The sequence below is a fragment of the Hallella mizrahii genome (genome assembly GCF_009695775.1).
GTDB lineage: Bacteria > Bacteroidota > Bacteroidia > Bacteroidales > Bacteroidaceae > Prevotella > Prevotella mizrahii.
Genome location: NZ_VUNG01000031.1, coordinates 24,588 through 46,508, shown reverse-complemented (window position 1 = coordinate 46,508; position 21,921 = coordinate 24,588). Strand labels below are relative to the sequence as shown.

Genomic DNA, 21,921 nt, shown 5'->3' with positions numbered 1-21,921 from the left:
TATTGATGTGAAGCGTCACCTTGTGAGCCGTCTCATCGCTTATAGGCCTTGCCATTGTGCTATATCTTTGATTACCGCTACAAATGTAACAATAATAAATGAAATGACAAAACATAATAAGTTAAATATAAACTGATTTATAGATAATTGGCTTTGCAGCTTGCGTTATCGCTACAAATTAATCGAAAATTCAGACTATATTCGTTTATCTTCTTGATTCCGCGTAGCGGAGCGTTAGACCAAATTCTAACACTCTTATGACATAGCTATGTTGAGGGTATTGCAATTCCCTCCCTTTGGGGAGGGTTAGGGAAGGGCTCTTTTTGTTTGTTGGATAAACTGACAAAAAACGGGCACTGAAAATGCGATTTTTGCGAGCAAGAGTCCTCTCGGTCGATTTTTTGCGATTTTCGGGCGTTTTTGTAATATGTTTATTTACAGCGATGTATGAAAAATGACGATTTTGCGCTCTTGTCAGAAAGGTACTTTGACGAAAAATTCTCTAGAGAATTTTTCGTCAAAGTACCTTTTTCATCGTGTCATCTCACCTTTCTGACAGTGAGAAAAACGGTTTTTGAGGTTGTGCCTCCACTGTTTTGAGAGAAAAGCCATGCTTTTTGCCATTTCCGGCCGTGGTTTGGTCGTTCAATCCCCTTTCTTTCTTCTCTGGAATGAAAGGAAATCCTGACAGACTTTTGTCAAGGAAAATACGAACAAGACTCCTTGCTCTGTTACGCTCTCAGTGCCCGTGTGGCATTGATCACGCAGAGGACCATCACGCCAACATCACCGAAGACGGCGAGTCCCATGCCTGCCAGGCCGAAGGCTGCGAGGACGAGGATGGCGACCTTCACGCCGATAGCAAAGCCCGCGTTTTGGCGGGCGATGCGCAGCGTGTGGCGTGCCACGCGGATGGCAACGGCGATCTTCGACGGTTTGTCGTCCATGAGCACCACGTCGGCGGCCTCGATGGCAGCGTCACTGCCCAAGGCTCCCATGGCGATGCCTACGTCGGCACGTGCCAAGACCGGTGCGTCGTTGATGCCGTCACCGACGAAGGCAAGACTTGTCCCCGCTGGTTTCTCACGCAGCAAACGCTCTACGTGTTCCACCTTGTCGGCAGGCAGCAGTCCGGCATGGTATTCGTCGAGACCGAGCGTGTCGGCTACGAACATCCCCACCTGCTCATGATCGCCGGTGAGCATCACCGTGCGCTGGACGCCGAGGCGCTTCAGGCTCGCCACCGCCTCACGGGCGTCGGGCTTCACCTGGTCAGAGATGACGACATGTCCGGCGTAGCTTCCGTCGACGGCAACATGCACTACGGTACCCACATGTCCCTGGCATTTCACGCAGCTGTGCACTTCTGCACCTACCTTGTGCATCATCTTCTCATTGCCTACGCAGACGCGGTGACCGTTGATCATGGCCTGCACACCATAGCCAGCCACCTCTTCGATGTCCTCGACGCGGCAGTTGTCGTGCTCGTCGGGATAGGCTTGGCGCAGCGCCGCGGCGATGGGGTGGGTGGAGAAACGCTCTACGTGGGCGGCGAGATGGAGCAGTTCATTGGCATCCATCCGGTCGGGATGCACGGCATCAACGGCGAAGACACCTTTGGTCAGCGTGCCGGTCTTGTCAAAAACCACTGTGGAGCAGCGTGCGAGCACGTCCATGTAGTTGCCGCCTTTGATGAGAATTCCGCGACGCGACGCACCGCCGATGCCGCCGAAGAATGTCAGAGGCACCGAGATGACCAGGGCACACGGACAGCTCACCACCAAGAAGGTCAGCGCCCGATAGAGCCACGTGCCGAAGGCGTCGGCATAGCTCGGGGAGAAAAATGGTGGGATGAAGGCCAAGGCAAGTGCCATGAACACCACGATGGGCGTGTAGACATGGGCAAAACGGGTGATGAACGTCTCACTCCGCGACTTGTTGGCACTGGCGTTCTCTACGAGGTCTACGATCTTCGAGGCAGTGGACTCGCCGAAACTCTTCGTGGTCTTAATACGCAGCACGCCGGAGATGTTGACACAGCCCGAGATGACCTCACCGCCAACGTCCACGCCGCGTGGTATGCTCTCGCCGGTGAGGGCTACGGTGTCGAGGCTGGAGCTACCCTCAACGACGGTGCCGTCGAGTGGGATCTTCTCGCCGGGCTTCACCACGATGGTCTCGCCGACCTTCACGTCAGCGGGTGCTACGACGATGACTTGCCCTCCGCGCTCCACGTTGGCGGTGTCGGGGCGAATGTCCATGAGCTTGGTGATCGACTCGCGGCTGCGGTCTTCGGCATAGTCCTCAAAGAGCTCGCCAACCTGGAAGAACAGCATCACGAAGACAGCCTCGGGAAACTGTGGTTCGGCACCGGGGAGAAAGCCGATGAGCAGGGCTCCGATGGTGGCTACCGCCATGAGGAAGTCCTCGTCGAAGGGGTCGCCCTCGCGGATGCCTTCCCATGCTTCGCCCAGCACGTCGTAGCCTACGATGAGATAAGGAACGAGGTATACTAACAGTTGTCCCCATACGGGCATCGCTATGTTGCGGTTCACGAGCCATGCTGCCAACAGAAGCACGGCAGACAGAATGATTCTCAGCAGTTTTTTGTTCATCGTTTTCTTCTTTTTTGTTTCTGGGTGCAAAGGTAAGAAGTTTGGCGTGCAACCGGGTTGCAAAGTGAAGCCTCACCCCCGTCCCCCTCTCCCCAAAAGCCTCACCCCCGTTCCCCTCTCCCAAGGAGAGGGGGGTGAAATGCTGCAAGGGACGAAACAAGAACGTGAGTTGCCGATAGTGCTGCAAGGGACGAAATAAGACAAAACGAGGGCATGAACTGTCAAAACCAATAAGTATTGCTGGTGATATTGATTTTCTTTCCATCTTTTTGCCTTTATGAATGACAAGGTAAGAGATAAAACCGTATATTTGCAAGCAGCAAGCAGCATGGAGAGACTGTGTTGCGGGTAACCAGTAAACGGAAGTACAATGAAGAGCAAGTCCTATCTCTATAAGCATAGCGACAGGTTGGTGATGATCTTCCTGTTGACACTGGCCTTGGCGGGCATCGCCTTGATGTTTTGTGTGGGCGGCAACGGTGGGGACACGACAGTCGTCGCGGACTCTACGGCCGTGGCGACAGAAAATCGAAAAGGCAACGTGTCCTATGCCCAACCTATGGCTCGTCACGCCCGCTTTGCCTTCGACCCGAACACTGCCGACAGCACCCAGTTGCTCAGGCTGGGACTGCAACCCTGGCAGGTGCGCAGCATCTATAAATACCGGGCGGCAGGTGGTGTCTTCAGCCGAAAGGAAGACTTTGCACGGCTCTACGGACTGACAAAAAAACAATATGAGGAATTGGCACCCTATATCCGTATCGGCAGTGACTATCAGCCGGCGGCAGACTATTACGGATATGGAAGAAGCGGATACAGTAACGGAACAACGAAGGCAACGCGCACAGAAAGCGACACCTCTCGACACTATGACTATCCTCACAAGCTCAGCGCGACGGAGCATGTGAATCTGAATCTCGCCGACACCAATATGCTGAGACGTGTGCCGGGTATCGGCCCGTATTGGGCTCGACGCATCATCAACTATCGTGACCGCTTGGGCGGCTTTGTCTCTCAAAAGCAACTGATGGAGATCGACGCTGAATTTCCTCAGTCGGCTATCCCCTATCTGAAGATAACCTTAGGCAATGTGCACAAGATGAACGTGAATACACTGACTTTGGCAGAACTGAAACGCCATCCCTATATCAACTATTATCAGGCTAAGGCCATCGTGGACTACCGCCGGTTGCGCGGCCCTATCCACAGTCTGAATGATCTGAGACTTAGCAAGGATTTTCCACCCGAAGAAATCAAGCGACTGGAACCCTATGTGACGTTTTAGCTATCAGGGTGTGGGCTAAACGGTAGATGTTGTTCTTCGACAAAAGGGTTATCAAGAATTTGAGAATGGGAGAATACAATTATCGTTTGAAGATAATAGTCTAATTCTCAAGTTCTCCGATTCTCTAATTCTTGATAAAAAGGAAAAAGCGGATGACAAGCGCCACCGCTTGGCTTACGCTTTTGCTGCGATGCACTCGATCTCCACGCGGGCGTTCTTGGGCAACGTCTTGATGGCAACAGCCGAGCGGGCAGGGTAGGGAGCCTGGAAGAACTCAGCATAGACGCTGTTCATGTCGGCGAAGTCTGCCATGTCTGCCAGGAAGACCGTTGTCTTCACCACATCGGCCATGGTCAGTCCGGCTTCCTTCAGGATGTGCTGGATGTTTGTCAGACTTTGTCGGGTGAGCTCTTTGATGCCTCCCTGAGCGAACTCGCCTGTAGCTGGGTCCACGGGAAGTTGTCCACTGACGAAAACGAAGTTGCCGGCTTGGATGGCCTGGCTGTATGGGCCAATGGCTGCCGGAGCGTTGTTGGTTGAAATTTGTTTCATGATATGTTGATATTAAAGTTGAACGATACACCTATTATATATAGGACTCTTGGTTGCCGTTTTGTACGTTGTCTTACCGATGATGCTGCTTGACGATGGCCAGCGAAAAGACGCTGACACGCACGTCGCCCGCCGTGGAGAGCTGGGAGGCCAGTGCGGTGGTGGTGGCTCCCGTGGTGACCACATCGTCGACGATGAGCACGTGGCGGTGGCGGATTGCGTCAGCGTCGACGAGTAGAAACGCGTTTTTCACGTTTTCGAAGCGCTGTTCGGTGCTCAGGTGGGTCTGGCTTTGGGTAAACGTCGTGCGGCGTGCTACGTGAGTGAGAACGGGTACGCCGGTGATCTCGCTGATGCCCTGTGCGAGGAGCTCACTTTGGTTGTAGCCCCGTTGTCGCAGTCTCGAAGGTGCCAGAGGCACGGGGATGATCGCGTCGATGCCGTCGAGAAAGCCTGTCCGCAGCATCTGCCGACCGGCTTCCTGCCCCAGCCAAAGTCCCATCTCGGGGCGGTCGTGGTATTTCAGATCAAAGAGGAAGTTGCGACGGTCGTCGTACATATAATAGAATAGGGAGGCTCCGCGCTCGAAGTTCCGTATTTTGCCATAGAGTCTGTCGACCACCAGATTGTCGTAAGGACGCTCCAGAAATCCCGTGTAGGGCAGCCCCAGCAGGCAGGACGAGCAGAGTTGAGACTCGTTGGCAGCCAGCCGCCGGCCACAGATCGGGCAGAAGCGCGGCATGACGAAATCGAGCAGGCGGTCAATCCAACTCATCATCGCCGTCGAGATCTTCTTCGCTCACGCTGTCGATGCACTGTCGGATGAGGTCGAGCGAATAGCCGCGTCCCATACCAAACTTGATGAGCTTCATGCTGCGCTCGTAGTCGCTGTCGGCCTTGATAGTCGGCCACTTGGCTTTGAGCAACGGTCGCAACTGTTCGAGATAAGCACTGTCGGGCACACGGTCGAGCACAGGCGTGTAGACATCTGCCGACACGCCTTTGGCGTAGAGAGCCTGTTCGATCTTGCGGCGTCCCCATTGGTTGAAGCGTATCTTGTCCTCGACGAAGGCTTCGGTATAGCGGCTGTCGTCGACATAGTGGTTGGTCACGAGATAGTCGATGACCGTTTGCCGGTCTTCGGCACCGATGCCCCACTGCCGCAGTTTCTTGTCCATCTCGCCCGTGCAGTGCTCTGCTTTGGCACAGAGGGCGGCGAGCTTTGCCGTAGCTCGCGCGGTTTCCTCGTTGATCATGGTCGGTTTCCCTTTATAGATTTTATAGACTTTATAGAAGCGATAGAGACTATAGTATCTATAGAAACTATGGATCTATAGAGACTATATGCACCATCGATGCTATCAGCGTTATCGGTACTCTTGCTTATCCTCGCATTCTTGCTGTCGCGAACCGCTGTTTGCCGTAGTCGTCGTCGCGGATCGTCACTGCTTCATAGCCCAAAGAGATCAGCAGGCTGCTGAGGGCCTCGGCATAGAGCGAATTGATTTCGAAACAGAGACGGCCATCCGGTCGCAGTCGTCGCAGCCCCAACTCAGCGATGGAGCGGTAGAATCGCAGCGGGTCGTCGTCGGGCACGAAGAGTGCTGTCGACGGCTCATAGTCGAGCACGTTGCGTGCCATCGTCGTGCGCTCCTTGTCGGCGATGTAAGGCGGGTTGGAGACGATGCAGTCGTAAAGGCAGACTTCTTCACATCCTTCTCCTTCTCCCGCTTTCGCCAGCACGTTTCCTTTCGCTTCTTCCAACACGTCTTTTTGTCGGAAGAGCACCTGCGCACCCAGTCGCAAGGCATTGTCGTGTGCCTGTCGCAGGGCCTCGTCGCTGATGTCCCAGGCTTCTACCAGGGCTTGCGTGGCTTCCAAGGCAATGGTGATGGCGATGCAGCCCGAACCAGTGCCGATGTCAAGGACATGCGCGCCGGTGGGGAGCCTGTCCAAGACCAGGCGACAGAGACCTTCCGTCTCGGGGCGCGGGATGAGCACGCCGGGTGCCACACGGAACGAGCGACCAAAGAAGTCGGCCTCGCCAAGCACATACTGTACGGGCTCACCGGCCTCCAACCGTTGCCATATTTCATGCAGCTTTGTTTCGTCGTCTGCCGATAATTCACTAACTTTGCCACAGACAAGGTCAGTGAGGCTGAAGCCAAAGGTCGTCTCCAACACCAGTCGGGTGATGGCCTGCGCCTCCTCTACGGCGTAGAGAGGCGTGAGCTGATGCCATAGTTGCTGATAAGTCATAGTGCAAAGATAATAAAAGAATGGCATTTCGGACTATGAACACAGAAGAAATCAACAGGAGGACAGATGAAAAATACATGCGGCGTTGCTTGGAGCTCGCCGTCAACGGACGGCAAAACGCCAAGCCGAACCCTATGGTCGGGGCGGTGATTGTCAGCAGCGACGGCCGCATCATCGGTGAGGGCTACCATGTACGCTGCGGTGAGGGACATGCTGAGGTCAACGCCTTCGCTTCCGTGAAACCGGAGGACGAGGCACTGCTCGGCGAAGCCACCGTCTACGTGTCGTTGGAGCCGTGCAGTCACTGGGGCAAGACACCGCCGTGCGCCGACCTGATCATCAGTAAGCACGTGCGTCGTGTGGTCTGCGGATGCATTGATCCCTTTGCCAAGGTGCAGGGACGTGGCGTGAAGAAACTGCGCGACGCGGGCATAGAGGTTACTGTCGGCGTGTTGGAAAAAGAGTGCCTGGCGTTGAACAAGCGGTTCATCACGTTCAATACGCATCATCGTCCTTACATTCTGCTGAAATGGGCACAGTCTGCCGATGGTTTCATCAGCGGTGAGGGCGGCCGACAAGTCGCTCTTTCGTCGCCGTTCACTCAGATGCTTGTACATAAGTTGCGGGCGGAGAATGACGCCATCCTTGTCGGCCGGCGCACGTTAGATGGTGATCATCCCCGGCTCAACGTACGTCTGTGGGCAGGTCGCGATCCCGAGCGTCTCGTGCTGACGCATCATCGTGAGGGCGTCCCTGAGGGCTTCCGTGCTTTCGACAACATAGACAGTGTCCTCGAATATCTCTATTCCGAGGGCAAGCAGAGCCTGGTTGTCGAAGGGGGTGCCCAGACTTTGCAGGCATTTCTCGACCGCGGATTGTGGGACGAGCTACGCGTGGAGACAGCTCCCGTCACGCTCGCTGCTGGTGTGCGTGCGCCACAGTTGCCTGATGGAATAGAGTTGGAGAGTCAGCAAGACTGTGACGGACAGATCATCCGAGTCTATAGAAAAGCAACTCAAGAAGCCTGAGTTTCCTACTTGTAAGTATTTTGTGAGTGGATGGGGACATTAGCGTGCCACCCGCATAAGTACTTTATTAGCGTATTTGGCTTTAACGCACCATCTTTGATGGCATAAAGAATATATACGAATATAACAAATATAACGAATATATATAAGCCTCCTATCGCCTCGCTATTATTGTAATGAAGGTTAGGAGGGGAATCTTGTGATGCTTTCTCCCTCCCTTTTAGGGAGGGCGGGGAGGGTCGCTTACCACTTCAGCACTCCGTATTTTTCCTTTGCCCAAAGTTGTACGGCATTGATGAGGTTTTGCCATACCACATAGGCACAGGGCGCAATGGCGGCGTAGGGATTGAGAAATGTCAGCGTGAGCCAAATGCCCACCACCGTATTCTTCTGTCCTAAGGCTTGTCCGGCACTGATGCTGTCGCCATAGTGCGCGCCGACGAGCTTGCCCAAACCAAACTGGAAGACAGAGATGAACAGTGGGATGACGCACAAGGCTACCAGTGTGATGCCCGATACGGGCGCATGGAGAATGCTCTGCATGGCCAGTCCCATGATGATGGAAAGGTTGAAGCTCCACAGATAGAAGCCGAGATTGCGGCGGTCACGAATCCACTGGGCCACGTGCGGCAGGTAGCGGCGTGTGAGCAGAGCCAGGCACAACGGTACGATGAGCACGATGAACACCCGCTTGAGTACCATCAGAAAGGCAAAGAGAAAACTGATGTCAGCACTCTTCTCCACCATTGGGAAGAAGAGCGGGATGATGACCGAGGTGACGCAGTTGGCGATAAGAATGTACACGGTCATCGACTCTATGCTTCCTCCAAGCTTCTCGGTGATCACCGGTGCGGCAGCGGCCGTGGGACAGATGAAGCAGATGAACATGCCCTCAAAGATCAACTTCCATCCTGCCGAGGGAGCGATGGCTACCAGTGCGACGCAGATGGCGGAGAGCGCGACACGGATCCCCTGTAAGATGAAATGCCACGTGCGGGGTCGCAACTCCTTTACTTGTATCTTGCAGAAGGTGACGTAGAGAATGAGGAAGATGACGTAGGGCAGCAGCGCCACTAACTTTGGTCCCATGAAGTCGCCTATAGGTTCCAACACGGGTATCTCGGAGAAGAGCAGGTAGACCAAGGAGCCCACGCACAGTGCGACCACCAGCGTCCACTGCTTCAAGAATGTCAAGAGTTTGTTCATACTAACGATTTCTTTCTTTCCTTGTTTATAGTTGGTGCAAATCTATGTTGCTGGTTTCATCCAAACTATGTCTTCTAAATGATTTATTCTTCTTTCAGTCCCTGCACATAGTCGAAAAGCTTCTTATAGAACGGGTGCTTCGTCATCGTGGCGGCATTGCCGAGGATGATGAGCTTCATGCGGGCACGGGTGATGGCCACGTTCATGCGGCGCAGGTCGCGAAGGAATCCTATCTGCCCGTCGTCGTTGGCACGCACCATGGAGATGAGGATGATGTCGCGCTCCTGGCCTTGGAAGCCGTCGACGGTGTTGACGGTGATGAGATGACGGAAGGGCTTGAAGAACGCGTCGCGCTTGATGAGTCCGCGCAGATACTGCACTTGTGCACGGTAGGGCGAGATGACGCCCACGTCGATCTGCTCGTCGAGGACACGCTGCTTGCCGATCTTGGTATAATAGTCGCGCAGCGTGTTGAGCGTGAGCAGTGCCTCGCCTTTGTTGACGCGTCCGAAGCTCTCACCAACGAACTGTTCACGGAAGTTGGGCTCATCGGGACCTACTTCCATGTCTGACGTGTCGATCCACTCCATCGGTATGTCGTAGTCGAGGATGCCACGGTGGGCTGTCTGTGGTGCGCTTTCCACCTTACCGCCATAGAACCAGTCGGAGCTGAAGCGCATGATGGCGTCGTTCATGCGGTACTGTACCTGTAGGAGTGAGACGCATTCAGGCTTGTTCTCAACAATACGTTCCATGAGCGTCTTGCCGAGTCCGGCTTTCATGGCGGCAATGCTTTTCACCGTAGGCGGCAGCTGGCAGTGGTCACCGGCAAGGATCACGCGGCCGGCACGTCGCATGGGTATCCAGCAGGCCGCCTCCAAAGCTTGTGCCGCCTCGTCGATAAACAGCGTAGAGAACTTCATGCCCTCGAGCAGACGGCTGGCTGAGCCGACGAGTGTGGACGCGATGACGCGCGCCTCACCGAAGAGTTCGGCGTTGATGCGGATCTCCAGTTCGGTGGCACGGCTTTTCAGTCGTTCCAGCTTTTGATGATATTTCTCGTCGCGGCCATGCCTGCTCTTGCGCAGTTCGCGCATGGCTTTGCGGATAGCCCACAGTTGCGGATAGTCGGGATGGTCGGCAAAGCGCCGTTCGTAGGTAAAGCCGAGCATCTTGTCGTTGACGCGTGACGGGTTGCCGATACGCAGCACGTTGATGCCGCGGTCGACGAGTTTCTCGCAGATCCAGTCTACAGCCATGTTGCTCTGTGCGCAGACGAGTACCTGACTCTCCCGCATGAGTGTCTCGTTGATGGCTTCGACGAGTGTGGTGGTCTTGCCGGTACCTGGAGGTCCGTGCACCACCATGACATCCTTAGCGCAGAGTACTTCATTGACAGCATGCTCCTGTGTGGCATTGAGCCAGGGGAAGCGCATGGGGCCGAAGTGGAAACGCTGGGCCGGCACATGACTGTAGAAGAGATCACGCAGATAGGCAAGGCGTCCGCTCTTGGCACGCATCACACGGTCGAGCGCGTCGAACATCGTACGGTAACTGGTCTCATCGAACGAGAGCTGTACGCCCACGGGTGCCTCACAGCTCTGCACGTCGAGTGCATGACCTTCAGGGATGGTCACCACCATGCGGTCGCCGTCGACATACGACACTGTACCCGTGAAGCCGAAGAGCTTGGTCTTCATCTTGGCGGTAGCCTCGGCCTTATTGTTGCCGTAGCTTTCCTCCATGCGGAAGAAGACCACGGGCTTGCCGTATTCGAAGTTGTGCTCTATGCCCTCGTCGGCAGTGCGGTAGACCTCCAACGCGAATTGGTTGAGCGAGTTGTAATAGCTCTTTCCTACACGCACGGGATACCAGGCATCGCCACGTTTGACGCGGCGTGCCATGCCCATGGTGTCGGCTTGCTTGCGGAAAGCCTCGCGCTCGGTCTGGTACTCCAACTGCAAAAGCAGCCGTTGCTGTTGCAGAGCTTGTATGGATGATGGTTGTGACATTGTATTGCAAAGATAGCGCAAACAAGTGGAATGGCAAAGAAAACGACAATAAAAAATGGTGAGACGCGGTGAACAGATTTCATCGGCATTCTCTCCTGTACTTCATTCAAAGATCTTATTGAACGACAATATTATAATATATATAAGGAGTCAACTACCCAATAGTCTCTTTTCCTGTTTCTGTCATAAGCAAGTGGTAGCAGGTGTGGAGATCTTCTTCGAGTTGCTTGGTCTTTGATAAACATAAAGCTTGGGCTTTATTTTCGTATTCCACTCGTTTTCACTATCTTTGCAGTAGCTTTACAATATTGAGAGTGAAAACTATGAGAAAGATACAGATTATCAACGGACCCAACCTCAACCTGCTCGGTGTGCGCGAGCCGGGCATCTACGGCAAGAACTCGTTTGAGAGCTATCTGCCCACACTGAAGGCACTGTTTCCCGACGTGCAGATCGACTATTTCCAAAGCAACGTCGAAGGCGAGCTCATCGACAAGATGCAACAGGTAGGCTTCGACTACGCCGGCATTGTACTCAACGCCGGTGCTTATACCCACACGAGTATTGCACTGCTCGACTGTATCCGCTCGCTGCGCTGCCCCACGGTGGAGGTGCATATCTCCAACGTGCACCAGCGTGAAGAGTACCGCCATCACTCGATGATCTCGGCAGGCTGTCTTGGTGTCATCTGTGGTTTTGGCCTGCAAAGCTATGAGCTGGCGATCCGTGGCATCCTCGCACACCAAAGCGACAAGGCATGACCGACACGCAACAGCTCGACGACTATATCGTCAACCACAGCGATCCGGAAGACGAATACCTCTACCGGCTCTATCGTGCCACGAACATCCATACCATCCACGGGCGTATGCAAAGCGGACATCTGCAAGGGCGACTGCTGAAGATGCTCGTGCTGATGCAGCGCCCAAAGTATGTGCTTGAGGTCGGCACGTTCTCGGGCTACTCTGCTATCTGTATGGCTGAGGGACTGCGCGAGGCGGGCGTGGACGGCAGTAAGCTCTTCACCTTTGAGATCAACGATGAGATGGAAGACTTCACCCGCCCTTGGATTGAGGACAGCGCGGTTTCGTCGTGGATAGACTTCCGCATCGGTGATGCCTGCGTGGAGGCTCCCAAGTTGGGCGTGGCCTTTGACATGGCGTTTGTCGACGGTGATAAGCGGCGCTATGTGGAAACCTACGAGGCGATCCTGCCACTGATGAATCCCGGAGGAATTATCCTCGCCGACAACACACTGTGGGACGGACACGTCATCGACCCGGCTTATGACCACGATCATCAGACACTCGGCATCCGGGCATTCAACGATCACGTGCGCGACGACAAAAGAGTGGAAAAGGTCATCGTGCCCGTGCGAGACGGGCTAACCATTATCAGAGTGTTGAATGATCACTGTTCGGGGCAGAGTGTGCTGTGCTGACTATAGCGTGAAGAATGTCTGACAGAGAAAAAACAATAGTGGAATTAACCAAGCATTATCTGCGTTATCTGAAACTGGAACGGGGCTATTCGCCCAATACCGTTGAGGCCTATAAACACGACCTGGAGTGGTTGCTGGGCTACTTAGAGCAAGAAGGAGTCGACCCGCTAAGCGTAAAGCTCGAAGATCTGGAGCACTTCGCGGCGATGCTTTCCGATCATGGCATCAGCGCAAAGTCGCAGGCGCGCATCCTCAGCGGTGTGCGCTCGTTCTATCGTTACTTGGTCTTGGACGGCTATCTCGACGTTGACCCGACAGAACTGTTGGAGTCTCCCCATCTGCCACAGCACTTGCCAGAGTATCTCTCCACCGAGGAAGTGGATGCTTTGGAGAATAGCATCGACCTGACCAGCAATGAAGGGCACCGCAACCGCGCCATCATCGAGGTGTTTTTCTCCTGTGGCTTGCGTGTCTCGGAACTCACCAACCTCAAGCTCAGCGACCTCTTCCTGACACAAGGCTTCATCCGTGTCAACGGTAAAGGCGGCAAGCAGCGGTTGGTGCCCATATCAGAACGTGCCATCCATGAGCTGGAGCTGTGGTTTGACGATCGGCGACAGATGAACATCAAGCCAGGCGAGGAGGACTATGTCTTTCTCAACCGACGCGGACATCACCTCACGCGTACGATGATTCTGATCATGGTGAAGCGACAGGCTGAGGCCGCGGGGATCAAGAAGACCATTTCGCCTCATACGCTCCGCCACTCTTTCGCTACGGCATTGCTTAAGGGCGGGGCCGATCTGCGTATCATCCAGGAACTGCTCGGACATGCTGACCTCGGCACAACGGAGATCTACACCCACATGGACGACGAGTCGTTGCGGCAGGAAATCCTCTTGCATCATCCGAGAAACATCAAGCACGAGGGAGACAACGACTGAAAACTTTTATTTTTCAGACGGAAAACGCCGATGCGTCTCAATATTATTTCTTATCTTTGCAGCTAAAAGCAAAACGACAAAAGCATGAAGATCAATCAACCTTCTTTCGAGATATGGGAGCAGCAACCCGGAGTAGACGGTGTTTACCGTCAGGTGGAGCGCTGTGGCAGAGTGTGTTACAAAAGTGAGAATCACCAGACTGCCGACTCGGCGCGCCCGTTTGTGGAGCGTATGATCGCCAGCAAACATACGGCAATGCTGGAGCACGCCACTATCTACCTGACGCTCGACGAGCACGACGACCGTACAGACTTCTATCGCCATAACCGGTTCACACATGTCAACATGGTGGATGGAAAGGCCTACGTCACCACCAACCTGCGTGTGCTGGTGGAGAACGGACGGATGAACGACCTCAAGGAACTCTGTGAGCCAACGGCTCTCCATGAGCGCCGCGTCACGGTCCATTTCACCACTCAGGTAGCTATCACGCGCGAGTTCAACCGTCATCGTGTCAACTCCATGGCAGAGCAGAGTACACGCTACTGCAATTACTCAAAGGAGAAATTCGGGGCAGAGATCACCATCAACCTGCCGCAATGGGTGAAAGAACTGCCCGACGGCGCATGGACTTCGACGATCGAGGAAGGCACGGTAAGTCTCGACGATGACGCTTTCCTGGCTTTGACCAAGAAAGTTGTTGCGGGTGAGGCCGATGCTGCCGATAACTGGCTCTTCGCCAACTTAGCTGCCGAGCGTGCTTACCTCAATCTGACCGCTTTGGGACGTAAGCCTCAGGAAGCTCGCGTGGTGTTGCCGCTGGATACCAACACGGAGTTGGTTCATACGGCTTTCCTTTCAGACTGGAAACATTTCTTCGATTTGCGTGCTTTAGGCACTACGGGTGCTCCTCATCCCGACGCTAAGGCCGTGGCCCTGCCGCTTTACGAAGAGATGAAGAGACGGTTTTCGCTCTGATCCCCTTCCCGCAGCGTCTTTTCGATGGACATCTTACACACTTAGCAGACAAGCCGGCCTTATAGGTCGGCTCAGTTTTTTCTCTTTCCTTTCTCTCGTTTTCGACACTCTTCCAAGAAACTATGATATTCCATCCGCTTGATACATCCGTGCAGCCACCGGTCAGGTTGAACAATCCGTTCTACTACGAGCCGGATGCGCTTTGCCAGTTGGCAATCACGCAATTGGCGGCTTATCTGCGTGGCGACAAAGAGCAGATCTTTGCAGAGGGAGCGGTGGATGCCAGCTTTCAGGCGGAGATAGCCAAAGGCAAGATGTTTGGCGTGGTAATCGTACGGCAAGACGGTGGACTGGGATACATAGCCGGTTACAGCGGACAGATTGCCGGACGCAGCGACTGGCCCGACTTCGTGCCGGCAGTCTATGACTATCTCCAGCCCAACGGATATTTCAAGACGCACGAGGCCGAGATCTCCGACATCAATAAGCGCATCTGCGACATGGAGCAAGGGCAGGCTTTGCACGAAGCGCATCAGCAGTTGGAAACGATACAAGCACAGCAAGAAAAAGCGATCACGGACTTCAAAACCAATCATCCCAGTGGGGCGAGGGTGGGGGAGAGCCAGGAAGCATATATCCGGCGGCGGCAATTCGAGAACGCTGAGCTCCACCGCTTGCGGAAAGATTACCGAGCTCAGGTGGAGCAGGCATTGCGTACGGTCGACGAGTTGGAAGATACGCTCCGTCGTCTTCGTCAGCAACGTCGACAAAAGAGCGACAACTTGCAGTCGTGGCTCTTCCGTCAGTTCCGCCTGCGCAACGCATGCGGAGAGGTGAAGGACATTGAGGAGATCTTTCGTGATTACGGTCAACGGCAAGGGCGAAAGATGGTGGCTCCGGCAGGCAGCGGCGAATGCTGCGAACCGAAGTTGCTGCAATATGCCTTTGAACATGGGATGCAGCCGCTGAGCATGGCGATGTTTTGGTGGGGCGAAAGTCCGAAGGAAGAGGTAAGGTACCATCTTCAGTGCTATCCGGCTTGCAACGGCAAGTGCAAACCACTGCTGTGGTGGATGTTGAAGGGTATGGATGTGGCACCGAATCCTCTTGACGATGAGCGTCACCAAGAGTTGCCCGTCATCTATGAGGATGCCGATATCTGTGTGGTGTGTAAGCCCGCGGGTATGCTCTCTGTGCCAGGGAAGAGCCTGCGGGAGAGCGTGTATAGTCTGATGAAAGCCCATTGTCCGGAAGCCGAGGGACCGCTGATCGTCCATCGGCTCGACATGGCGACGAGTGGACTGATGGTGATCGCAAAGACATGGGCGGCTTATCACAATCTGCAAGACCAGTTCTTGCGCCACGAGGTGAAAAAGCGCTATGTGGCGCGGTTGTGCCATGAGATGAAGACGGAAGACGGTGTTTTGTCGCTGCCGCTTCGGCCGGATCTCGATGACCGTCCGCGACAAATGGTTGATAAGCTCCATGGCAAGACGGCGACAACCTATTACCAGAAGCTCGACGACCGGCATGTGGCACTCTATCCTCAGACAGGTCGTACTCATCAGTTACGGGTACACTGTGCGCATCCCGATGGTTTGAACAATCCGATTGTGGGAGATGAGCTCTACGGGCAACGTGGCCGCCGGTTGTGTCTGCACGCCGAGCAACTTACCTTTCGCCATCCCCGTAGCGGCAAAAGCGTTACCTTTGAGTGGAAAATAGACTTTGACAGAGAATAAGGAAGGGATGTCTTATCTATGTAGTGTACTGATTGTGGTTGACAGGCGAGACGGTTATTCCTGTAGCTGTATGGTTATTGTGTTTTATTCTTATACAGTTCTGCTTCTATCTTTAGGGGTACCAGTCCGTGAATGGACACTCCGGCAGCGAGGCGGCGTCTGATCTCTGTGCTGTTTTCCGGAAAGAGCATGGTAGAGTAGACGTGTACGTTGGCTGGCAGAGAGGTTGTGTCAACGGGATAGCCCGGTCGCGGATAGACGGCGAGCTCGTAGTGGTTGAGGATTTCTTCGTAATGCGCCCAGCGGTTAAAGGCCAGCCAGTTGTCGGCACCGATGATCAACACGAACTTGTCGTCAGGGCGCGACAGGCTCAGATGCTCGAGCGTGCGCCACATGTAAGATGGTTTGGGTAGATGAAACTCCACGTCGCTGGCTTTCATCTTTGGCTCTTCCTGTAAGGCCATCTCCACGAGGGCCAGCCGATAGTTGTCGTCCATCAAGTCTGTGGCTTGCTTTTTAAAAGGATTCAGAGGAGAGACAACAAACAGGATCTCGTCAAGACGTGCCAACCCGAGGAGCTGGCGCGCCAAGGCGATGTGCCCTACATGAATGGGATTGAAGCTGCCGCCGAAGATGCCGATGCGAGCCATAAGCGAGAGCGTTTATTTTTCAAGGAATTCTTTGACAAGCCGGTAGGTCTCCTCTTCGGCTTTCGAAAGATTGTCGTTGACAACCACGTGGTCGAACTGAGGCGCAAAGGTCAGCTCATAGGATGCTTTGGCCAGTCGTTGCTCGATGACTTCCGGCGCATCGGTGGCGCGGTGGACGAGCCGGTTGCGCAGTTCGTCGATCGAAGGCGGTTGAATAAACAGACTCAGGGCACGGTCGCCGTATTGCCGCTTGATGTTGCAGCCGCCTTTCACGTCAACGTCGAAAACGACGTTTTCACCTCTTGCCGTCTGCGTTTCCACCTGCGACTTCAACGTGCCATAGAAGCGGTCGGTGTAGACCTCTTCGTATTCAAGAAACTCGCCGGCCTGTATCTTTTTCTTGAATTCGTCGGCGGTGAGGAAGAAATATTCCACACCATTGCGCTCTGTGCCACGTGGCGCACGGCTTGTGCAGCTGATGGAGAAGGCCAGCTTTAGTTCCGGATGTTCTTTCATCAGCCAGCTCACGATGGTGCTTTTGCCACTGCCTGATGGTGCGGAGAATATGATGAGTTTACCCATTGTACAATGATGAATGTTGAAGGATGAATCGATGAATGAGGAACAAGTTAGGAGGACGCTGCTGAGCAGCGTCAAACAGAACCAAGCGATAAACAGCAGAACCAAGCGTAAACCGGCAGAACCGGGCGGGAGCCAGCTGTTTTGCGAACCAGTAGCCTTGCTTCACTACGACTCTTGGAGCATATCACTCCCCTCCCTCTTGGGGAGGGGCGGGGGGTGAGGCTTGAAGGAGCTGGGAGTAAGGCTGCTCTTTACAATGCGTTGAGCACTTGCTCCTTGATCTGCTCAAGCTCGTCTTTCATCTTTACCACGATGTTCTGCATCTCAGCCTGATTGCTTTTGGAGCCGGTGGTGTTGATTTCGCGTCCCATCTCCTGTGCGATGAAGCCCAGTTTTTTGCCGTTGGGTTTATCCTCGTCGAGCGTCTCGCGGAAGTATTTCAGGTGGTTGGTCAGTCGCTGTTTCTCTTCGCTGATATCCAGCTTTTCGATGTAGTAAATCAGTTCCTGCTCCAAGCGGTTTTTGTCGTAGTCCACTTCTGGGATTTGCTCCAGTCCTTTGACGATAGCCTCTTTGATCTTTGGCACGCGGCTTTTCTCGTAGGGCTCGATCGACTTCAGTAGTGCTTCGATGTTGTCGACCTTCTCGTGGAACTTCTTTTCCAGTGCGGCACCTTCCTGACGGCGGAAAGCCTGTAGGTCGGCGATGGCGTTTTCTATGCCGGTGCGTACGGCAGTCCACTCCTCCTCGCTGACTTCTTCTTCCTCGGGCTTGCCGAGTGTGTCGGGCAGGCGCAACAGTACGTCGTACCAGTTCTGCGGTTCGGGAATACCCGTCTTGGCAGATACTGCTTTGATCTGCTTATAATAAGACTCCACGATAGCTGTGTTGATGGGCATACTGGCCTGTGTGTCGTCTTTCTCAATCCACACAGAGAAGTCCACCTTGCCACGGACGAGTGCTTTGGCAATCATTTGCCTGATTTCCATTTCCTTTTCACGGTATACGGGCGCAATGCGTGTGGAAAGGTCGAGCGCCTTGCTGTTGAGCGACTTTACCTCAATGTGTATCTTCTTGGCTTGAAAGGTCACTGTGGCGCGGCCATAGCCTGTCATTGACTGTATCATAACGACTTGAAATAATTTAGTTCGTGCAAATATACAAAAAATCAGGGAGAAAAGCACTTGCTGGGCGACTATTTCCTTTATTTTCTTAAAAAAGCGGGTTGAATACTCTCTAAGTGCTACAAATTAGCTATCTTTGCACAGATTAGACATACTTGATAAAATAAGCACAAGTGAAATTAGACATACTTGATAAAATAAGCACAAGTGAATATAGTAAGTTTTAGATTATGTCTTGCATACTGAATATAGAAACGAGCACGAATGTGTGCTCCGTAGCCGTCACGCAAGACGGAAGCTGCTTTTTTGAGAAAGAAGACCACAGCGGTCCCAATCATGCCGAGCGTTTGGGCTCGTTTGTGGACGAGGCTCTTTCTTTCACCGATAACCATGCCATCCCCTTGGATGCTGTCGCCGTGAGTTGTGGTCCGGGCTCTTACACCGGTCTGCGCATTGGCGTGTCGATGGCCAAAGGTATTTGCTATGGACGTGGACTGAAACTCATCGGCGTGCCGACGCTGGAGTTGCTCTGCGTGCCGGTGTTGTTGCAGGAAATGGTGAAAGAAGAGAATGCATTGCTTTGCCCGATGCTTGATGCACGCCGCATGGAAGTCTATGCACAGCTCTTCGACCGTTCGCTCCATGAAGTGCGTCCGATCCATGCTGACGTGGTGGATGGCGATACTTACAAAGCATTTCTTGACGAGCATCCCGTCTACTTCTTCGGTAATGGTGCGCTGAAATGCAAGGATGCCATCAATCATCCCAATGCACACTTCATCGAAGGCATCGAACCAATTGCCAAGAACATGCTGCCGCTGGCAGAAAAGCGCATGGCTCAGGAACACTTTGAGGATGTTGCCTATTTCGTGCCGTTCTATCTCAAGAATTTTGTGGCTAAGCTGCCACGTAAACTTCTGTAAGCAGATCTTTTACTACTCCACAAAATATAATGGCGCAAAGCCATACGTTACCACACATGAATATTAAAGGATTGGATTATAACACCCAACGCGAGAAACTCGTCTTGCCGGAATATGGCCGTGAAGTGCAGAACATGGCAGATTATGCCATCGGACTGAAGACCAAGGCCGAGCGGTTGCGCTGTGCGTATACGATTGTCGCTACGATGGAACGGATGTTCCCACAAGTACGCGAAAGTGCTGACTATAAGCAGAAGCTTTGGGACCATCTGGCACTGATGACCGATTTCAAGTTGGATATCGACTGGCCATACGATGTCAGCGGAGCCAAGGTGATCCTTGACAAGCCTCAGCCGGTGCCTTATCCGATGTCGCGGATCCCCGTGCGCCACTATGGCTCAATGGTCTTTGAGCTCTTTGACCAGCTGAAGATGATGGAGCCGGGGCCAGAGCGTGATCAGCTCGTGGCTCTGACTGCCAATCAGATGAAGCGTGACCTTGTACAGTGGAGTCACGGCTACAGCGATGACGAAAAGGTCGCTGATGATTTAGCACGCTATACCGACGGAAAGATACAGCTGGACTTGGATACGTTTAAGTTTGAGAAGATCAACACGCGCGAGCGCCAGCAAGCTACTCCTTCCAAAAAACGCAAAAGAAAGTAATACTGCTTATGGCATCATTCATTATCGAAGGCGGTCATGCCCTGAGTGGAACCATCACGCCACAGGGAGCCAAGAACGAAGCTTTGGAGGTGATTTGCGCTACGCTGCTCACGAGCGACAAGGTGCGGATCAGTAATGTGCCCAATATTCTCGATGTCAACAATCTCATCAGACTGCTCAAAGACATCGGGGTGAAGGTGACTGCCAATGCGCCCGGCGACTATACGTTTCAGGCCGATGAGCTCAATCTCGATTATCTCGACAGTCTGGAGTTTGTGAAGAAGTGCTCGGCACTGCGCGGTTCTGTGCTGATGTTTGGTCCGTTGCTTGGACGCTTTGGCAAAGCCACGGTCGCTAAGCCTGGCGGCGACAAGATCGGCAGACGCCGTTTAGATACACACTTCCTTGGATTCAAGAAACTCGGCGCCAAGCTCGAGCACAGTGAGGATTGCAGCGTCTTTCAGATACGTGCCCAACATCTCAAGGGCACCTACATGCTTCTTGACGAAGCCAGTGTGACCGGCACGGCCAACATCATCATGGCTGCTGTGCTGGCCAAAGGCACGACGACAATCTATAACGCTGCCTGTGAGCCTTATATCCAACAGCTTTGTCACCTGCTCAACGTCATGGGAGCCAACATCAGTGGCATCGGTAGCAATCTGATCACTATTGTCGGAGTATCCCAACTGCATGGTGCTGAGCACCGTGTGCTACCCGACATGATCGAGGTCGGGTCGTTCATCGGTATGGCGGCAATGGTTGGTGACGGCATTCGCATCAAGGATGTGTCACTGCGCAACCTTGGCATTATCCCAGATGCCTTCCGTCGCTTGGGCGTGAAAGTGAAGGAAGAGGGCGATGACCTTGTCATTCCACACCACAGCCACTACGAGGTGCAGTCGTTTATCGACGGTACGATTATGACTTTGGCCGACGCTCCATGGCCTGGCCTCACGCCCGACTTGCTGTCTGTGCTCCTTGTCGTGGCTACACAGGCGCGAGGCTCTGTGCTCATCCATCAGAAGATGTTCGAGAGCCGTCTGTTCTTTGTCGATAAACTCATCGATATGGGCGCGCAGATCATCCTCTGTGATCCGCACCGTGCAGTGGTCATCGGGCAGGATCATCGCATCCGTCTGCGTGCCGGCCGTATGACGAGTCCCGACATCCGGGCTGGTATTGCTCTGCTGATCGCGGCCATGAGTGCTAATGGCACCAGCCGCATCGATAACATTCAGCAGATCGACCGCGGTTATGAGAATATCGACATACGACTCAATGAATTGGGCGCGCATATCGAGCGAGTGGACGATTAACGCTATGAATGCAAGACCATGATACGACGCGAGGATGTTTTCAAGATCGGACGCATGGGGAAGCCCCATGGCGTGAAGGGTGAGGTAAGCATGCAGTGCGACGACGATGTCTTTGACCGTGTCGACGCTGATTATCTTGTGCTTGATGTCGACGGCATCTTGGTACCGTTTTTCATCGAGGAATATCGCTTCCGATCTGATGACGTAGTACTGATGAAACTGGAAGACATCGACAGTGAGCAACAGGCACGTGAATTGACGGGCTGTGATGTGTACTTCCCTCACAGTCTTGCCGACAATGGTGAGTCGACAGAAGTGTCGTGGCAGCAGCTACAGGGATTTGAGGTTCTTGACCATCAGCACGACGATCGTGTAGTAGGCCGTGTGGCCGGTGTCGACGTCTCCACGGTCAACACGCTGTTGGAAGTGGAGCGGGAAGACGGCACGGACGTGCTTATTCCTGCTTCGGAAGAACTAGTCGTCGATGTAGACATTGCAGGCCGTCAGATCGTCTTGGACATTCCCGACGGACTGCTTGAATTGTAGTTGTTGTCGCTGAGGCTGCAACGGCTACACCTTATTATATATATAGCACT

Annotated in this window: 21 protein-coding genes; 11 read left to right on the top strand and 10 right to left on the bottom strand. The window is 53.7% G+C overall.

Annotated elements, in window-relative coordinates; genetic code table 11:
- Positions 1-731: 731 nt before the first annotated feature.
- Positions 732-2,615, bottom strand: coding sequence for a heavy metal translocating P-type ATPase (locus FYJ73_RS11205; protein ID WP_154534808.1), 1,884 nt, complete (start codon positions 2,613-2,615; stop codon positions 732-734).
- Positions 2,616-2,985: 370 nt separating this feature from the next.
- Between FYJ73_RS11205 and FYJ73_RS11200 the strand changes: the two genes are divergently transcribed.
- Positions 2,986-3,900, top strand: a complete 915-nt coding sequence (locus tag FYJ73_RS11200; protein ID WP_154534807.1) for a helix-hairpin-helix domain-containing protein — start codon at positions 2,986-2,988, stop codon at positions 3,898-3,900.
- Positions 3,901-4,074: 174 nt separating this feature from the next.
- On the opposite strand, the gene FYJ73_RS11195 is transcribed toward FYJ73_RS11200, so the two are convergent.
- From FYJ73_RS11195 to prmC, 4 genes are all read right to left on the bottom strand, one after another.
- Entirely contained in the window at positions 4,075-4,452 is a 378-nt protein-coding gene (locus FYJ73_RS11195; protein ID WP_154534806.1) for a RidA family protein, read from the bottom strand.
- A 73-nt stretch (positions 4,453-4,525) separates the two neighbouring features.
- Positions 4,526-5,230 carry a ComF family protein gene (locus FYJ73_RS11190; protein WP_235899335.1) on the bottom strand — a complete coding sequence of 235 codons (705 nt, stop codon included), beginning with the start codon at positions 5,228-5,230 and terminating at the stop codon, positions 4,526-4,528.
- Positions 5,214-5,708, bottom strand: a complete 495-nt coding sequence (locus FYJ73_RS11185; RefSeq protein ID WP_154534805.1) for a regulatory protein RecX — start codon at positions 5,706-5,708, stop codon at positions 5,214-5,216. Before FYJ73_RS11185 ends, FYJ73_RS11190 begins: the two co-directional genes overlap by 17 nt.
- A gap of 127 nt (positions 5,709-5,835) precedes the next feature.
- Positions 5,836-6,711, bottom strand: a complete 876-nt coding sequence (gene prmC / locus FYJ73_RS11180; RefSeq protein ID WP_154534804.1) for a peptide chain release factor N(5)-glutamine methyltransferase — start codon at positions 6,709-6,711, stop codon at positions 5,836-5,838.
- A 35-nt stretch (positions 6,712-6,746) separates the two neighbouring features.
- On the opposite strand from prmC, the gene ribD reads away from it, so the two are divergent.
- Entirely contained in the window at positions 6,747-7,739 is a 993-nt protein-coding gene (gene ribD / locus FYJ73_RS11175) for a bifunctional diaminohydroxyphosphoribosylaminopyrimidine deaminase/5-amino-6-(5-phosphoribosylamino)uracil reductase RibD (protein ID WP_154534803.1), read from the top strand.
- 243 nt (positions 7,740-7,982) lie between these two features.
- Here ribD and FYJ73_RS11170 read toward each other — a convergent pair whose 3' ends face one another.
- Both FYJ73_RS11170 and FYJ73_RS11165 read right to left on the bottom strand, forming a co-directional pair.
- Positions 7,983-8,945 carry a transporter gene (locus tag FYJ73_RS11170; protein ID WP_154534802.1) on the bottom strand — a complete coding sequence of 321 codons (963 nt, stop codon included), beginning with the start codon at positions 8,943-8,945 and terminating at the stop codon, positions 7,983-7,985.
- Between the two features lie 83 nt (positions 8,946-9,028).
- The gene (locus tag FYJ73_RS11165) at positions 9,029-10,957 is read right to left on the bottom strand and encodes an AAA domain-containing protein (RefSeq protein ID WP_154534801.1); all 1,929 of its coding nucleotides are present in this window, start codon (positions 10,955-10,957) and stop codon (positions 9,029-9,031) included.
- Positions 10,958-11,280: 323 nt separating this feature from the next.
- On the opposite strand from FYJ73_RS11165, the gene aroQ reads away from it, so the two are divergent.
- From aroQ to FYJ73_RS11140, 5 genes are all read left to right on the top strand, one after another.
- Entirely contained in the window at positions 11,281-11,718 is a 438-nt protein-coding gene (gene aroQ / locus FYJ73_RS11160; RefSeq protein ID WP_154534800.1) for a type II 3-dehydroquinate dehydratase, read from the top strand.
- Entirely contained in the window at positions 11,715-12,398 is a 684-nt protein-coding gene (locus FYJ73_RS11155; protein ID WP_154534799.1) for an O-methyltransferase, read from the top strand. The genes aroQ and FYJ73_RS11155 overlap by 4 nt, the downstream gene beginning before the upstream one ends.
- A 38-nt stretch (positions 12,399-12,436) precedes the next feature.
- A complete protein-coding gene (xerD, locus tag FYJ73_RS11150; protein WP_419471151.1) occupies positions 12,437-13,342 on the top strand; it encodes a site-specific tyrosine recombinase XerD in 906 nt (301 codons plus the stop codon).
- 84 nt (positions 13,343-13,426) lie between these two features.
- Positions 13,427-14,320, top strand: a complete 894-nt coding sequence (locus tag FYJ73_RS11145) for an FAD-dependent thymidylate synthase (RefSeq protein WP_154534797.1) — start codon at positions 13,427-13,429, stop codon at positions 14,318-14,320.
- Between the two features lie 122 nt (positions 14,321-14,442).
- Complete coding sequence (locus tag FYJ73_RS11140; protein ID WP_154534796.1) at positions 14,443-16,062, top strand: RluA family pseudouridine synthase; 1,620 nt, start codon at positions 14,443-14,445, stop codon at positions 16,060-16,062.
- Positions 16,063-16,136: 74 nt separating this feature from the next.
- On the opposite strand, the gene nadD is transcribed toward FYJ73_RS11140, so the two are convergent.
- The 3 genes from nadD to FYJ73_RS11125 all read right to left on the bottom strand — a co-directional run bounded on the left by nadD (position 16,137) and on the right by FYJ73_RS11125 (position 18,421).
- Entirely contained in the window at positions 16,137-16,712 is a 576-nt protein-coding gene (nadD, locus tag FYJ73_RS11135) for a nicotinate (nicotinamide) nucleotide adenylyltransferase (protein WP_154534795.1), read from the bottom strand.
- 12 nt (positions 16,713-16,724) lie between these two features.
- The gene (gene gmk / locus FYJ73_RS11130; RefSeq protein WP_154534794.1) at positions 16,725-17,294 is read right to left on the bottom strand and encodes a guanylate kinase; all 570 of its coding nucleotides are present in this window, start codon (positions 17,292-17,294) and stop codon (positions 16,725-16,727) included.
- 251 nt (positions 17,295-17,545) lie between these two features.
- The gene (locus tag FYJ73_RS11125; RefSeq protein ID WP_154534793.1) at positions 17,546-18,421 is read right to left on the bottom strand and encodes a YicC/YloC family endoribonuclease; all 876 of its coding nucleotides are present in this window, start codon (positions 18,419-18,421) and stop codon (positions 17,546-17,548) included.
- A gap of 227 nt (positions 18,422-18,648) precedes the next feature.
- Between FYJ73_RS11125 and tsaB the strand changes: the two genes are divergently transcribed.
- From tsaB to rimM, 4 genes are read left to right on the top strand one after another with little or no spacing between them, the layout of a single operon-like run.
- Positions 18,649-19,341, top strand: a complete 693-nt coding sequence (tsaB, locus tag FYJ73_RS11120; protein WP_154534792.1) for a tRNA (adenosine(37)-N6)-threonylcarbamoyltransferase complex dimerization subunit type 1 TsaB — start codon at positions 18,649-18,651, stop codon at positions 19,339-19,341.
- Positions 19,342-19,397: 56 nt separating this feature from the next.
- Complete coding sequence (locus FYJ73_RS11115; RefSeq protein ID WP_154534791.1) at positions 19,398-20,006, top strand: DUF4290 domain-containing protein; 609 nt, start codon at positions 19,398-19,400, stop codon at positions 20,004-20,006.
- An 8-nt stretch (positions 20,007-20,014) separates the two neighbouring features.
- On the top strand, positions 20,015-21,325 hold the full coding sequence (murA, locus tag FYJ73_RS11110; protein WP_154534790.1) for a UDP-N-acetylglucosamine 1-carboxyvinyltransferase: 1,311 nt from the start codon (positions 20,015-20,017) through the stop codon (positions 21,323-21,325).
- Positions 21,326-21,343: 18 nt separating this feature from the next.
- Positions 21,344-21,871 (top strand): ribosome maturation factor RimM, encoded by a 528-nt coding sequence (rimM, locus tag FYJ73_RS11105; protein ID WP_154534789.1) that lies wholly within the window; start codon positions 21,344-21,346, stop codon positions 21,869-21,871.
- The last annotated feature ends 50 nt before the right edge of the window (positions 21,872-21,921 follow it).